Annotated in this window: 14 protein-coding genes; 6 read left to right on the top strand and 8 right to left on the bottom strand. The window is 62.3% G+C overall.

The features are described 5' to 3' along the window. The coding region (locus P0D70_RS34435; protein ID WP_408187814.1) for a penicillin-binding protein 1A at window positions 1-1919 on the top strand (1919 nt) is incomplete at its 5' end. 121 nt (window positions 1920-2040) lie between these two features. Here the strand turns inward: P0D70_RS34435 and cyaY are convergent. Further along, window positions 2041-2358, bottom strand: coding sequence for an iron donor protein CyaY (cyaY, locus tag P0D70_RS34430; protein ID WP_091798393.1), 318 nt, complete (start codon window positions 2356-2358; stop codon window positions 2041-2043). Between the two features lie 35 nt (window positions 2359-2393). Here cyaY and lptM point away from each other — a divergent pair, with 35 nt between their 5' ends. Together lptM and lysA are read left to right on the top strand one after the other, a co-directional pair. Next, a complete protein-coding gene (gene lptM, locus P0D70_RS34425; protein ID WP_408187813.1) occupies window positions 2394-2735 on the top strand; it encodes an LPS translocon maturation chaperone LptM in 342 nt (113 codons plus the stop codon). 9 nt (window positions 2736-2744) lie between these two features. Continuing rightward, on the top strand, window positions 2745-4007 hold the full coding sequence (gene lysA, locus P0D70_RS34420) for a diaminopimelate decarboxylase (protein ID WP_408187812.1): 1263 nt from the start codon (window positions 2745-2747) through the stop codon (window positions 4005-4007). 103 nt (window positions 4008-4110) lie between these two features. Here the strand turns inward: lysA and msrQ are convergent, their stop codons facing one another. From msrQ to P0D70_RS34395, 5 genes are all read right to left on the bottom strand, one after another. After that, window positions 4111-4818, bottom strand: coding sequence for a protein-methionine-sulfoxide reductase heme-binding subunit MsrQ (gene msrQ / locus P0D70_RS34415; RefSeq protein ID WP_408187811.1), 708 nt, complete (start codon window positions 4816-4818; stop codon window positions 4111-4113). Between the two features lie 11 nt (window positions 4819-4829). Continuing rightward, window positions 4830-5825, bottom strand: a complete 996-nt coding sequence (gene msrP, locus P0D70_RS34410) for a protein-methionine-sulfoxide reductase catalytic subunit MsrP (protein ID WP_408187810.1) — start codon at window positions 5823-5825, stop codon at window positions 4830-4832. Window positions 5826-6022: 197 nt separating this feature from the next. Next, the gene (gene ccsB / locus P0D70_RS34405; protein ID WP_408187809.1) at window positions 6023-7234 is read right to left on the bottom strand and encodes a c-type cytochrome biogenesis protein CcsB; all 1212 of its coding nucleotides are present in this window, start codon (window positions 7232-7234) and stop codon (window positions 6023-6025) included. Between the two features lie 4 nt (window positions 7235-7238). Further along, a complete protein-coding gene (locus P0D70_RS34400) occupies window positions 7239-9461 on the bottom strand; it encodes a cytochrome c biogenesis protein ResB (protein ID WP_408187808.1) in 2223 nt (740 codons plus the stop codon). Window positions 9462-9583: 122 nt separating this feature from the next. Beyond that, entirely contained in the window at window positions 9584-10237 is a 654-nt protein-coding gene (locus P0D70_RS34395; protein WP_091798367.1) for a c-type cytochrome, read from the bottom strand. Between the two features lie 265 nt (window positions 10238-10502). On the opposite strand from P0D70_RS34395, the gene yihA reads away from it, so the two are divergent. The 3 genes from yihA (at window position 10503) to P0D70_RS34380 (ending at window position 12828) form a co-directional block, all read left to right on the top strand. Then, window positions 10503-11156: a ribosome biogenesis GTP-binding protein YihA/YsxC gene (gene yihA / locus P0D70_RS34390; RefSeq protein ID WP_408187807.1), complete on the top strand. Its 654-nt coding sequence runs from the start codon at window positions 10503-10505 to the stop codon at window positions 11154-11156. Between the two features lie 250 nt (window positions 11157-11406). After that, entirely contained in the window at window positions 11407-12405 is a 999-nt protein-coding gene (gene hemB, locus P0D70_RS34385) for a porphobilinogen synthase (RefSeq protein WP_091798361.1), read from the top strand. A gap of 279 nt (window positions 12406-12684) precedes the next feature. Beyond that, the gene (locus P0D70_RS34380; RefSeq protein ID WP_177205056.1) at window positions 12685-12828 is read left to right on the top strand and encodes a hypothetical protein; all 144 of its coding nucleotides are present in this window, start codon (window positions 12685-12687) and stop codon (window positions 12826-12828) included. 4 nt (window positions 12829-12832) lie between these two features. Here the strand turns inward: P0D70_RS34380 and dsbD are convergent, their stop codons facing one another. Both dsbD and cutA read right to left on the bottom strand, forming a co-directional pair. Next, window positions 12833-14710: a protein-disulfide reductase DsbD gene (gene dsbD / locus P0D70_RS34375; RefSeq protein ID WP_408187806.1), complete on the bottom strand. Its 1878-nt coding sequence runs from the start codon at window positions 14708-14710 to the stop codon at window positions 12833-12835. Beyond that, window positions 14703-15035: a divalent-cation tolerance protein CutA gene (cutA, locus tag P0D70_RS34370; RefSeq protein WP_091798356.1), complete on the bottom strand. Its 333-nt coding sequence runs from the start codon at window positions 15033-15035 to the stop codon at window positions 14703-14705. The genes dsbD and cutA overlap by 8 nt, the downstream gene beginning before the upstream one ends. Window positions 15036-15169: the final 134 nt, after the last annotated feature.

Raw genomic sequence — 15169 nt, 5'->3', positions numbered from 1 at the left:
AGATCTACGAGATGCTGCTCGCGTACAAGATCGAGTCGAAGCTGTCCAAAGATCAGATTCTCGAGGTGTACATGAATCAGATCTATCTCGGTCAGCGCGCCTACGGTTTCGCAAGCGCGGCGCGCGTCTATTTCGGCAAAGACCTGAAGGATCTGACGCTGGCCGAATCCGCCATGCTGGCCGGGCTGCCGAAGGCGCCGTCCGCGTATAACCCGGTGGTCAACCCGAAGCGCGCCAAGGTACGGCAGGAATACATCCTGCAGCGCATGTACGAGCTGCACTACATCACGCAGGAACAGTACGACGAAGCGAGCAGGCAGCCGCTCGTGGTCAAGGGCGCGGGCAAGGAATTCAGCGTGCACGCGGAATACGTCGCGGAAATGGTGCGTCAGATGATGTACGCGCAGTATCGCGAAGAAGCCTATACGCGCGGACTGAACGTGGTGACCACGATCGATTCGGCCGATCAGGACGTCGCTTACCGGGCGCTGCGCAAAGGTCTGATGGACTACGAACGGCGCCACGGTTATCGCGGCCCGGAAGCCTTCATCGAGCTGCCTTCCGACGCCGACGACCGTGAGCAGGCCATCGACGACGCGCTGCTCGAGCACCCGGACAACGGCGAGATCATTGCCGCCGTGGTCACCGCCGCGAGTCCGAAGCAGGTGCAGGTCACGTTCATCGACGGCAATGTCGCGACGATCCAGGGTGACGGCCTGCGCTATGTGCAATTCGCTCTCGGGCCGCGCGCGCAGCCGAATCAACGTGTGCGGCCGGGCGCGATCATCCGGCTCATCAAGAACGACGACGGCAACTGGTCGATCACGCAATTGCCGCAGGTGGAAGGCGCGTTCGTTTCCGTGGTCCCGCAAGACGGCGCGATCCGCGCGCTGGTCGGCGGTTTCGACTTCAACAAGAACAAGTTCAATCACGTAACTCAGGCGTGGCGTCAGCCGGGTTCGAGCTTCAAGCCGTTCATCTATTCGGCGTCGCTCGAAAAGGGGCTCGGGCCGGCAACCGTGATCAACGACGCGCCGCTCTTCTTCAGCGCGGCTGAAACCGGCGGCCAGGCGTGGGAGCCGAAGAACTACGGCGGCGGCTTCGACGGCCCGATGACCATGCGCACCGCGTTGCAGCGGTCGAGAAACCTGGTGTCGATCCGCATTCTGAACCAGATCGGTACGAAGTACGCGCAGCAGTACATCACGCGCTTCGGCTTCGACGCGGATCGTCATCCGGCTTATCTGCCAATGGCGCTGGGCGCAGGTCTCGTCACGCCGCTGCAGATGGCGGGCGCGTACTCGGTGTTCGCCAACGGCGGCTATCGGATCAACCCGTATCTGATCGCCGAAGTCACCGATCAGCGCGGCATCGTGGTCGCGCACGCGCAACCGTTGGTGGCTGCGCAAAGCGCGCCGCACGCCATCGAACCGCGTAATGCGTATGTGATGAACAGCCTGCTGCAAAGCGTCGCGCAACGCGGCACGGGTGCCAAGACCAATGCGCTCAAGCGCACCGACCTCGCCGGCAAGACGGGTACGACCAACGATTCGCGCGACGCGTGGTTCGCGGGTTATCAGCACACGCTCACGGCCATCGCGTGGATCGGCTACGACAACCCGCGCAGCCTCGGCGACAAGGAGACTGGCGGCGGCCTGTCGTTGCCCGTGTGGGTCGAATACATGGGGCGGGCGCTCAAAGGCGTGCCGGAGTACAAGATGCCGATGCCCGACGGCCTGACCGAACTCGGCGCGGAGTTGTATTTCGACGACTTCACGCCGGGACACGGTTTCGTCGCCACGGTCGGCATCAGTCAAGCGGCGCTGGATGCCGAAGCGAGCGGCGCGTCGGCGGCAGCGCCCGAGCAGGTCGGGGAGCAGGAGAAGCAGGACATCATGAATCTGTTCCGCGGACACTGACGCATCCGCTCGAAGTCGCTCAAAAAGCAAAACGGCCGCGCGAATCATGCGCGGCCGTTTTTCTTGTGCGGTCTGGGCGATCGATTCGGCCGCTTGAGCGGCGCACTTCGTCCCGCGGTTTCTACGCTTCAAAGTGAACCGGTTCGCCGGCTTGCTGCGTCGCGTACTCCGACAGTGCGGCGAAAAACTCCGTGCCGCTACGCGTGTCGCGCCACTCGCCGTCGATGAATCGGAAGTGGAAACCGCCCGCCTTCGCGGCGATCCAGATCTCGCTCATGGGCGGCTGAAGGTTCACGATAATCTTCGAGCGGTTCTCGAATTCGAGGGTCAGGACGTTGCCGCTGCGCTCGAGTTCGATGTCGGCATCGGTGTCGTCGAGCGCACGTTCGATGGCGGCTAGCGCGGCTTCCGCGCGGGTCAGGTATTCACTATCGGACATGCTAAACTCCATCGATTATTTATTCAGGGACAGTCATGCGAGTCGTATCTCGGATGCGCGCGGCGGCGCCCGGCCGCGCGATTGTAGCGGTTTTAGCCATTCTCGCAGGTTGTGCACTCGCTGGCTGCGGACAACGCGGTTCGCTCTATTTGCCCACCGTGCCGCCGCTACCGGCCAAACCGATCGATCGCACGCAAACGCCGCCGGACGTCGCACATTCAGCCCCGGCAACATCCACCGACATGAGCACCGTTCCGGATACCTCCGGCACACCGCTTTCGTTGGCGCCGGAAAACGAACTCGCCGCGCCGCCCACCTCCGCCGCATCCGCTCCGTCGGCGCCGCTGCCTGCTTCTGCCGTCACCCCCGCTCAATAAGACTTTCGCATGACTCGATCCGCATTTGACTACGTCGACGGCGTGCTGCACGCCGAAGGCGTGTCCGCCGTCTCTCTCGCCGAGCAGTTCAGCACGCCGCTCTACGTGTATTCGCGCGCCGCACTCACCGCTGCGTGGAACGCCTACGCAGGTGCTTGCGCCGGCCGCCGCGCGAGCGTGCACGTCGCCGTCAAGGCCAATAGCAACCTCGCGGTGCTGAACGTGTTCGCGCGCCTCGGCGCCGGCTTCGACATCGTTTCGGGCGGCGAACTGGCACGCGTGCTCGCCGCCGGCGGCAAAGCGGAAAACACGGTGTTTTCCGGCGTCGGCAAGAACGCGGACGAAATGCGCGACGCACTCGCAGCCGGCGTGAAATGCTTCAACGTCGAATCGATCCCTGAGCTGGACCGCCTGAATGCGGTCGCCGCCGAAATGGGCAAGAAGGCGCCCGTCTCGCTGCGGGTGAATCCGGACGTCGACGCTAAGACGCATCCCTATATTTCCACCGGACTGAAGTCGAACAAGTTCGGCGTCGCCTTCGAAGACGCGCGCGCCACGTACCAGGCAGCCGCGGCGATGGCGAATCTCGAGGTGGTCGGTATCGACTGCCATATCGGCTCGCAGATCACGGAGGTCGCGCCGTATCTGGACGCGGTCGACAAGGTTCTGGAACTGGTCGAGCAGATCGAGCAGGACGGCGTGAAGATTCGCCATATCGACGTGGGCGGCGGTCTCGGCATCACGTACGACGACGAAACGCCGCCGGAAATCGGCGAGTTCGTGCGCACCGTGCTCGATCGCATCGAAGCGCGCGGCCACGGCCATCGCGAAGTGTATTTCGAACCAGGTCGCTCGCTGGTCGGCAACGCCGGCGTGCTGCTTACGCGCGTCGAGTTTCTGAAGCCGGGCGCGGAAAAGAATTTCGCGATCGTCGACGCGGCCATGACCGATCTGGCGCGCCCTGCCATGTACGAGGCGTATCACGCAATCGACCCGGTCGTGAAGCGCGATGTGCCGGCACATGTGTACGACGTGGTCGGTCCGGTTTGCGAGAGCGGCGACTGGCTCGGCCGCGAACGCCTGCTCGCGGTCGAACCGGGCGATCTGCTGGCGATCCGCTCGGCCGGCGCATACGGCTTTGTGATGAGCTCGAACTACAACACCCGTCCGCGCGCGGCCGAGCTGATGGTTGATGGTACACAGGTGCATGTGGTTCGCGCGCGCGAAGAGGTGCAACAACTGTTTGCAGGCGAAACGATTCTGCCAGCGTAAACGTCATACTTCGCGTCAATCGTCGCGCAACGTAAAAGAGGCGATGCCACTGCGGCATCGCCTCTTTTTTGTTTGCGTGATCGACCGCTGCGTCCGTGGCGAGTCAACGCGCCTTTGACATCCTGTCACGCAACCAGACAAGCAAACGCCAGCCGAGCAACGCCACCATGATCGCACCGTAAATCTTCGGCAAGATCAGATCGTGTTTGCCCGCCTTCATCCACCAGAAATGCAGGATCGCGAGCGCACCGATCGCATAGATGAACCGATGCAGCATCTGCCAACGGCGCCCGAGTTTGCGCACCATCGCGCGCGGCGACGTCACGGCCAACACGATCAGCAACACGAATGCCGCGAACCCCACCGTGATGAACGGCCGCTTGCCGATGTCCTTGATAATCTCGGCGACATCGAACCACTTGTCGAACCACAGGTAAGTGGTGAAATGCAGCGTCGCGTAAAAGAACGCGTAGAGCCCGAGCATCCGGCGAAAGCGCACGAATGCGGCGACGCCGGTGAGCCGCCGCAACGGCGTCACGGCCAGCGTGATGCAGAGAAAGACGAGCGTCCACAGACCCGTCGAACGCGTGATGAACTCGATCGGATTCGCACCGAGCCGGTCAGTCAAGCCGAACAGCACAATACGCGCAAGCGGATACCACGCCGCGATGAATACGACGACTTTGGCCGGCACGATCCAGCGCGCCCCGCTTGCGGCCCGCTTCGCGTTCGACGCGGACGCGGACGCCTGCGCACGTGGCGCTATGCGTTCGGTCTGGGTAACAGGTTGCGTATCAGTATCGGAAGCCATGCTCGCGTCGCTCAGAAATTTTTCTTCAAGTCCATGCCCTGATAAAGCGATGCGACCTGATCGCCGTAACCGTTGAACATCAACGTCTTACGCTTGGGTGTGAAGAAACCGTCCTCGCCGATACGCCGCTCGGTCGCCTGACTCCAGCGCGGGTGATCGACATTCGGATTCACGTTCGAATAAAAGCCGTATTCGTTCGACGCATACGTGTTCCAACTGGTCGGCGGCTGCTTGTCGAGGAAACGGATTTTCACCAGTGATTTCGCGCTCTTGAAGCCATATTTCCACGGCACCACGACGCGCACCGGCGCGCCGTTCTGATTGGGCAGGACCTGACCGTAGAGGCCCATGGTGAGCAACGTCAGCGGATTCATCGCTTCGTCCATGCGCAGACCTTCGGAGTACGGCCAATCGAGCACGGGCGTCGACAGCCCGGCCATTTGCGACGGATCGGCCAACGTGATGAACTGCACGTATTTGGCGTTGCCAGTCGGCTGCACACGCTTGATCAACTCCGAGAGCGGCACGCCGATCCACGGAATCACCATCGACCAGCCTTCCACGCAGCGCAACCTGTACACGCGCTCCTCGAGTGGCGCGAGCTTGAGCAATTCGTCGATGTCGTAGACCTTCGGATTCTTGATCTCGCCCTCGACGCTCACCTTCCACGGATGCGGCCGCAGCGTCCCGGCGTTGTGCGCGGGATCGGCCTTGTCGGTGCCGAATTCGTAGTAGTTGTTATACGTGGTGATGTCTTTGTACGGCGTGATCTTGTCGAGCGCGACGAATCGGGTGTTGGTTTTCGCCACCAGCTTTTGCGCCTTCGGGTCCGGCGACGTGTAAGCCGCCAGCGCCTCGCCGTTCACGCCGATCAAACTGCCGAGCGCCGCCGCGCCGGCCGCCTGCAACACGCGCCGCCGGTTCTGAAAAACACGCTGCGGCGTGATTTCGCTGCGCGCAATGTCGTCGCCGTTGAGTTGAATTCTGTCGCTACGCTTGATCCACATCGTGGTGCTCCTTGCCGGCCCATCGGTCTATGCATCTTACGGGGCCATAGTGATGATCGCTCGTCCGGGCGTCCGTCCCGTCATCCATAGGTACTGTCAGGGCGAACACTCTGGATGCAGCGAATATTCCGCCCGCCATAAAAAAACCGCCGGTGCGCAGCACACGGCGGTTTTCTGTCGGTTCAGAGCGGCAAATCTTACAGCTTGCCGTAGCTATGCAGGCCCGACAGAAACATGTTGACGCCAAGGAAGGCGAAGGTCGTCACCAGCAGCCCGGTCAACGCCCACCATGCCGCGACCGCGCCGCGCAGCCCCTTCATGAGGCGCATATGCAGCCACGCTGCATAGTTCAGCCAGACGATCAGCGCCCACGTTTCCTTCGGGTCCCAGCTCCAGTAGCCGCCCCAGGCTTCAGCGGCCCACAGCGCGCCGAGAATCGTCGCGATCGTGAAGAATGCAAAACCGACGGCGATCGACTTGTACATCACGTCATCGAGCACTTCGAGCGCCGGCAGGCGGTCAGCCAGCACGCCGCGCTCTTTGGCCAGATACGCGACGCCCACCATGGCCGATAGCGCGAAGCTGCCATAACCGATGAAGTTGGCCGGCACGTGAATCTTCATCCACCAGCTTTGCAGCGCAGGAACCAGCGGCTGAATCTGCTGCGCGTCGCGCGCCACCGAGTACCACATCAGGAAGCCGACCGCGGCGCTGATCACCAGCAGCACGAACGCGCCAAGCGCGCGCGTGTTGTAGTGCTGCTCGTAGTACAGGTAGAAAAGCGCCGTGATCAGGCTGAACAGCACGAACACTTCGTACAGGTTCGAGATAGGAATATGGCCCACATCCGCGCCGATCAGGTACGACTCGTACCAGCGCACCATCAGGCCGACAAAGCCCATCAGCACCGCCGCCCACGTCATCTTCGAGCCGATCGCCGCGCCGGTCGGCGAACGTGACAGCAGGCCGATCCAGTAGAACACGGTGGCGAACACGAAGAGCGCGCTCATCCACAGAATCGCGGACTGGCTCGACAGGAAGTACTTGAGGAAGAACGCGTTGTCCGCGTGGCTCAGATCGCCGTGATAGATCTGGATGGCCAGCAGCGACAGCGCCGCGATCCCCACCATCAGCGGGCGCACCGGTTTCCAGCGCCAGCCGAGCACCACGAACACCGGCACGGCGCAGCAGAGCACCAGCTTGTCGTAGTAATTCATGAACGGGTGGTAGCGCGACAGCGCAAACCCGGCGCCCGCGACCATCGCAAGGGCAAACAGCCAGTCGACCATACCGAGCCGTTTCAGAAATGGCCGCTCGTCGTACTGGGCGAGGTTGGGCGCTTCACTCGCGGGCGCCTTCTTGGGCCGCGAGGGTGAAGAGGAGGAGGAGGAAACCTGAGTCAAGTCCATGATCTTACCGGGTCGAATCTTGTGAGCTTGCGGACGGCGCGCCGGCGTTGCCGGATTTGTCGGAAGCGCTGGCGGCGTCGGATGCTTCAGTGAGTTTGGCGCCCAGTGCGGCGCCTACGGCGTCCCGCGTCTGAACGAACTCTTTCTCGAAATCGAGCGTCTTGCGCGCGCTCGACATCGCCATCACGACGTTCGTGCCGTGATCGGTGTCTTTGAGCCAGAACCACAGGCGCCGTTCGCGGACGTAGAACATCGAGAAGATGCCCAACACGAGGAGCAGGCTGCCAAGATACACGACTTTTTTGCCCGGCGCGCGCGTCAACTGAAATACCGAAGCTTGCACCTGCTTGAAGGAGTCAAGTTGCAAGTAGACCGGCGATCCATACAAAAAGCTGTCGGATATCGCGTTGATCGAGCTCTGGATGAAGCGGCTGGCGTCTGCATTGGCCACCGCTTCGGGCTCGCCGAGTTGCTGGCGGGACAGTTGGTACAGATCCCACGTGGAGCCTTCCAGCATGCGCAGCAGCAACCCGGCCGCCTTTTCCTGCTCGCCCTTCGGCACCGAATGGTCGATAAAGCCGGCAATCGCCTGGAAGCCGCCGACCGGCTGGCCGTTCGGCATCTTGATACTGTTATCCGCGCCAGCAAAAAGGGTCAGCACGCGCAACGCGCTTTCTTCAAGATGCTGCTGCAATTCGGTGTTCGAACCGGGCACCGAGCGCAGCGCGAAACGGTGAGCGGCCGAGGCGCGCATGGCCGGATCCTCCAGCGTGGCGCGCAGATTCATCCAGTCCTTGACCGTGCCGCCGCTGTCGGCGGGAATGCGCAGGTAGCGGAACGGATCGTCCGGATTCACGCGCATGCCGGCGAGAAACATCTTTTCGCCCGAGACGTCCACCGGCAGCATGTAGTTGTTGTATTCGCGCGCCTGGCCGTCCTTGTCGCGCACCTTGTATTGCACCGACGGGCCGACATTGTGCAGATCGAGCGGCTTCGAGGTCTTGGCGCCGGAGCCGAGACGCTCGTCGAACGCTTCTTTCAACGTGCGGTGCGCCGCGACGCCGCGCGCATCGGTCTGGCCGCTGCCGTTCTGGATGTTTTCGACGTTGATCGCGCGGAAATCGGTGAATTCCACCGTCTGGCCGTCCGCAAGCGGCGTGGCCGTGCTCAACGGCGCATTGCCGCCGATCGTGCCGCCGAACGGCGCGCTCTTCGCGCTGGCGCCGTTCATCGGGTAGGCCGTCATCTGCATTTGCGAGCCGCCGTCCTGGAAGCTCGACTGATAGATCGACACGCCGTCGTAGGTGAACGGCTGGTTCACTTCGACGCGGGCCGGCACGCGCGCGCCGGTCTTGTGATCCACCACCACGATGTCGCTCGCGAACAGCTTCGGCATGCCCGTCGAGTAATAGTCGACGATGAATTTGTTCAGCTCGATCGAAAACGGCAGATCCTGGATCAGCGAGCCGTCCGGCTGGTTCAGAATCGCCGTGGAAACGTGCTGCCCTTCCGGAACCCATGCGTAGCCGCGGAACGTGGGGTTCGATTGCGACAAACGGTGTTCCGGCGGAATGTCGTTGATCACCGTGTTGGCGCGGATCGGCGACTTGTCGAACAGCCACATTTGCAGCTTGATCGGCAGATTGCTGTCGAGCAAACCGCCCAGACAGATCACCACGATCGCAAGGTGAGCCGAGATGTAGCCGAACTTGGTTAGCGCGCCACGTTTGGCGGCGATCAGGGTCGCGCCTTCGGACTCACGCGTGACGAACTTGTAGCCGAGCCTGCCCGAGAGTTTGGCGAGCGCGGCCGAGGTCTCTGCACGCGTGCCCTGCACCGCGAACTCGCCCTTGTGATGGAACGCGCGCAAGCTGCCTTCGCGGACTTTGTCCTTCCAGCTCTTCGCGTCGGCGACCATTTTCGGCGCGTTGCGGATCACGCACAGCGACACCGACACCATCAGGAAGCCGAGAATCAGCATGAACCACCACGAGCTGTACACCGTGTACAGGCTCAGCGAGCGGAAGATGTCCGCCCAGAACGGGCCGAACTGATTGACGTAATTGGGATACGGATCGTCCTGCGTGAGGACGGTGCCGATAATGCTGGCGATCGACAGAATCACGAGCAACGAAATGGCAAAACGCATCGAACTCAAGACTTCGATGACGCTGCGCGTAATGCGATTGCCCGACTTCGACTGCAAACCCGACGTGGTGACGCTCATTCATACTCCGACTGAACAGCAAAAAAGGGTGAAGGGCTGTCGTAGGCACGACGCCCCCACCCTTTTCTTGTTTAGTACCGGCCTCGCCGGGCCGGTTGCACTTGCGTACGGGCTTCCTATTCCTAGTGCAAGCCCGCGATGTAATCGGCTACAGCCTTGATCTCGCTGTCCGACAGACGCGTTGCAATGGCATGCATCGCCTCGTTGTTGTTCCGTGCGCCAGGGCCTTGCGTGAACGCCAGCAACTGCGCCACCGTATATTCCGACCATTGCCCCGACAGCCGCGGATACTGCGACGGAATTCCCTGACCGGTCGGCCCGTGGCAGCTTGCGCATGCCGGTACGCCCTTGTCGGCAATCCCGCCGCGATAAATCTTCTGTCCTAGCGGAACGGTGTCTTTGTTGTGCGCGTAACCAGGCTTCGGGGTCTGCGCCGCGAAATAAGCCGCGACATTGACCATGTCCTGATCGGACAGCGCCGCCGCCATGCCCGCCATGATCGCATTGTTGCGCGCCGGCTGCTTGGCGCCCGGCTGCGTTTTGAAATCCTTGAGCTGCTTGACGAGATACTCAGGGTGTTGGCCCGCGAGCTTCGGATACGCGCCGCCGGCACTGTTGCCGTCCGCGCCGTGACACGACGCACACACCTGCACCGCGATTGCCTGCCCCCGATTGACGTCCGGCTTTGCCGGATCTGCTGCTCGTGCCTGAATTGCCAAACCTGAAAGACCTGCCGCTACATGAAGCACCATCAGAGTCTTGCTCAGTCGATTCATTCGCACACCCTGTCTCGTCTTGTGGGATTTTTAGAGAGCCCCCAAACCTGCCGCATTGCGTCAGGCCCGGCGTTTTTCTTGAAGGTTTTGCAAAATACGACGGCGACCGAGTGACCGCCGGGAGCCGCCAAGGCACGTGGGCTGGCCCCCTCAGGTTTTCAGTAAACCATCGTATTGTACAATAACTCGCTAATCGCTAAGACGCCAGTCGGGCTTGACCCGTCCCCACTCCGGGTTCCCCGGCGTCTCGAATCCTGGCCTGATCATGTCCTTGCTGCTCCACCAATCCCGCTTTTTCACGACCGTCAATCACTTGCGTGATCTGCCGGCCACTTCGCAACCCGAGATCGCCTTCGCGGGGCGCTCGAACGCAGGCAAGTCGACGGCCATCAATATTCTGTGCAATCAGAAGCGGCTGGCCTTCGCCAGCAAGACGCCGGGCCGCACGCAGCACATCAATTACTTTTCGGTGGGCAAGGCGGACGAGCCGACCGCGCATCTGGTCGATCTGCCGGGCTACGGCTACGCGGAAGTGCCGGGCGCGGCCAAAGCGCATTGGGAAGCGCTGCTGTCCACCTATCTGCAGTCGCGCTCGCAATTGCGCGGCATGATCCTGATGATGGACTCGCGCCGCCCGCTGACGGATCTGGATCGCCGCATGATCGAGTGGTTCGCGCCGACCGGCAAGCCGATCCACACGCTGCTCACCAAGTGCGACAAATTGACCCGCCAGGAAAGCGTGAATGCGCTGCGCGCGACGCAGAAGGGTCTGGCTGAATATCGCGCCGCCGGCTATCGCGGGGAATTGACTGCCCAGTTGTTCTCGGCGCTCAAACGCGTCGGTATCGACGAGGCGCACGAGTTGATCGAAAGCTGGCTGATCCCCGACGCGAAGGGCGAAGCAGACGCGCCTCAGTAAGCGAGGAGAGCGCCGCCGGATAGGAGAAAACGCTATTGCGGCCGCCCATAAAAAAACCCGCCGCTTTAACGGCGGGTCAAACAGCCTAATCGAAAAAACGACAGGCACCCGCTCAGGGAGGAGAAGCGGGGAGGTCAGCGCAAGGCGCCTTGCTCGATCGGTATGATATACCATTGTCTCGAAAAGTTTCCGGCAGCGGAGACAGGCGTTACTTGGCCACTCCACACATCCACGTTTCTTCGATTCGTCTATGAGCTTCTATCCCCACCACCGTCCGCGCCGCATGCGCCGCGACGACTTCTCGCGTCGTCTGATGCGGGAAAATATCCTCACCACCAACGATCTGATCTACCCGGTCTTTATCGTCGAAGGCACGAACGTGCGGCAAGCCGTTCCGTCGATGCCGGGCGTCGAGCGCGTCTCGGTGGATCTGCTGATGGGCGTGGCCGAGCAATGCGTCGAATTGGGCGTGCCGGTGCTGTCGCTGTTTCCCGCCATCGAACCTGCACTGAAAACGCCTGACGGCCGCGAAGCAACCAACCCGGCCGGTCTGATTCCGCGTGCGGTTCGCGAACTCAAAAAGAACTTCCCCGAACTGGGCGTGCTGACCGATGTCGCACTCGATCCGTACACGAGCCACGGCCAGGACGGCGTGCTCGACGAAGCCGGCTACGTCATCAACGACGAGACAGTCGAGATTCTGGTCGAGCAGGCACGTGCACAGGCTGAAGCGGGCGTCGATATCGTCGCGCCGTCGGACATGATGGACGGCCGCATCGGCGCCATCCGCGAGATGCTCGAAAGCGAAGATCATGTCCACACTCGCATCATGGCTTATGCCGCCAAGTTCGCGTCGGCGTTTTACGGCCCGTTCCGCGATGCCGTAGGGTCCGCCACGAACCTCGGCAAAAGCAACAAGATGACCTACCAGATGGACCCGGCCAATTCGAATGAAGCGCTGCGCGAAGTGCAAGCGGACATCAACGAAGGCGCGGACATGGTGATGGTAAAGCCAGGCATGCCGTATCTGGATATCGTGCGCCGCGTGAAGGACGAGTTCCAGTTCCCGACGTACGTGTACCAGGTGAGCGGCGAGTACGCCATGCTGAAAGCGGCCGCGCAGAACGGCTGGCTCGATCATGACAAGGCGATGATGGAATCGCTACTGGCGTTCAAGCGGGCCGGCGCGGATGGTGTGCTGACCTATTTCGCATTGGATGCCGCGCGGATTTTGCGTTCGCAGAAGTAACCCGACACGCCGCCTTTCGCGGCGGCTCAGGCGTTGGGATAAACGGAGGCCGGCCGGTGAGTCGAGCCTCCGTTTTTTGTTTGGCGCTTGAGTCGGCGCGCACCGTCAGTCTCTGCGAAGTCATGGTTAGTTCGCGTCTCATGGTGCACGGGCACTCGCTAATCGAATTCGACGGCGATCGTCTTGCCCTCGACATTCAGCTCGACACGCTGCGTTGCGCGCTCAATTCCCCGTTTCAGGGAAGTCTCCAGCCGGCCGCGAATCAGAACCGAGATCCGATTGAGCGATACGCCGGCTCTCGACGAGCCGGCGATCGTGGTGATCCGCTTCGGCTTTTCGCCGCGGCTGCAAGACGCGCCCTACGGTCACCGCGTGCCGCTGACTACCGCAGACACGCCAGGCGCCGTAGCGGGCCCCTCATAAGCCGTCATGCCCCGGGCTCACGCGCCCGGTCCAGACTGCGCAAGAACTTATCCGCTGACTCATATCCAACGACGCGCAGCACTTCCTTGCCACTCCGATCGAAGAAAATGATCCCCGGCGGCCCGAACAGGCTGAAGCGCTTGAGCAGCGTCTGATCGTCGGCGTTATTGGCGGTGACGTCGGCGCGCAGCAGATTCATCTGCTTCAATTTCGCCTGGACACGAGCGTCGCTGAAGGTGAATTTCTCCATTTCTTTACAGCTGACGCACCAGTCGGCGTAAAAATCGAGCATAGCGGGCTGTGCAGCCGTTTTGACAGCCTCGTCGAGTTCATTCGATGACCGAACCTGGGCGAACGTCAGATCGCTCTGCGGCGCGCTGCCCGGCTTATTCGAAGCGCCCGCGACGCCCGCCTCGCCGCCGCGCGCCGCCAGGACGGCAAGCGGGCGCAGAGGATCCGATGAACCCGCCGCCAGCCCGACCAGCAGGACCGCTGCCCAGACGGCCAGCGCGACGCCGATACCGCGGCCGAGCCGGCGCCACACGGAAGCCTGCGCGGCCGGTGCCGCGAACAAACCGAGGGAGACAGCGGCGACCAGCAACCAGAGCGCGCTCAAGAGCATGGTCGCCGCCGCGCCCAGCACCGGCCAGACGATCCACAGCGCCGCCGCGAGCAGCACCACGCCGAAGAACACCTTGACGCCGTCCATCCATGCGCCGGCGCGCGGCAACAGCGTGCCCGCGCCAAGACCGAGAATCAGCAGCGGCACGCCCAAGCCAAGTCCCATCGAAAATAGTGCCGCGCCGCCGAGCAGCGCGTCGCCCGTATGCGCAATGAACGCCAGCACTGCGAAGAGCGGAGCGGTCATGCAGGCGCCGACCACCAGTGCGGACAGCGCGCCCATCACGGCAACCGCTGCAAACTTGCCTCCGGAGCGTCCCGCCGATGCGCGCGAGACGCCGTCCTGCCAACGCTGCGGAAGCGCGATATCAAAGCCGGCGATCAGGGTCAGCGCGAAAACCGTCAGCAGCACGGCAAAAGCACCCAGCACCCACGGATTCTGCAACCACGCGCCGAGGCTTTGCCCGATCAGTGCCGCGCCTATGCCAAGCGCCGTGTACACGAGCGCCATACCGATCACGTAGGCCGCCGACAGCGAAAATCCGCGAGCACGTGTCACTCGCGCGCCTTCTCCGATGATGATCGCCGAAAGAATTGGAATCATCGGATACGAACAAGGGAGCAGACTCAGCACTGCGCCGGCGATGAAATAAAGTCCGACGATCGCGAAGAAGCCGCCGCCTTGCAGCAGCGACTGCGCGTAGTCCGCGCTGGTGGCACGCTCATACCATGAGGTGCTTGCGGCGGCCGATTGTTGCGCACCATTGGCGTTCGGGCCTTGCGCGCTGCCAGCCGGTTGCAGAGCCGCGCCGCTGACGTGGTACACGCGCTCCATCGGCGGGTAGCAGATGCCGGCATCGGCACAACCCTGCGACGTCACCGCCAGATCAAATGGTCCGGCCGCTTGCTTAACGGGAATCCGGATCGTCAATTCGTTCCGATACGTCTCGACGTCCTTGTTAAAGGTCTGATCGAACTTGACGTGCCCCGCGGGCAATTGCGGTTCACCGATCGTGGCCGTTCCGTTGCGGGTAGCGAAGGCGAAGCGCTCGCGGTACATGTAGTAGCCATCCGCAATCTTGTAGGTCACCTCGACTTCGCCGGGCCTCTCCTTCGCGCTGAATTTGAAGGCGACCGCCGGATCTAGGAAGTCATCCGCAGCACGAGCCAGCGTGCCGAACTGCGCAAAAATCACGCAACCAACTAGGAAAAATAGCGTACGCAGCGCATTGCGCGCGCGTCGGTCGAGACCGTTAAACATGGAGGGTACGTTGAGTTTCAGCAGAGATCCACTGGCCGTACGCGGCCGATGCCGTCGCTTGCCACGAGAGGATCTCCGGCGTGTCGTAGGGATGGTGAGCCTGAATGAACTGCTCGAGTTCAAGCGCACGCGCCGCGCTAGTCTTGAACAGCAACTGGATCTCGTGCGCCGTTTCGATCGCGCCCTGCCAGTGGTAGCTGGACTGCACGGCACCTAGCTGCGTGACGCAGGCGCATAGCCGTGTGGCCAAGGCATCCGCAGCAAGCTTCTGAGCCACGGCCGCGTCAGGCACCGTCGTCAGAATCAAGGTCACATTCACGCTCACAGATGGCTCCGGCCAGGCACGATTCAGGTGCCGATATCGTATCACCTAGCCTTGCCCTACCGCAGACGGCGATGCGGCGGCGATGCGGCAGATGGCCGCGCGCACCGCATTCTGGCGCGCGCGTTATGGCGCTG

This window comes from Paraburkholderia sp. RL17-381-BIF-C, from assembly GCF_046026435.1.
Lineage (GTDB): Bacteria > Pseudomonadota > Gammaproteobacteria > Burkholderiales > Burkholderiaceae > Paraburkholderia.
Note: the sequence above shows the minus strand (reverse complement) of the source record. Positions and strands in the feature narration are given on the sequence as shown.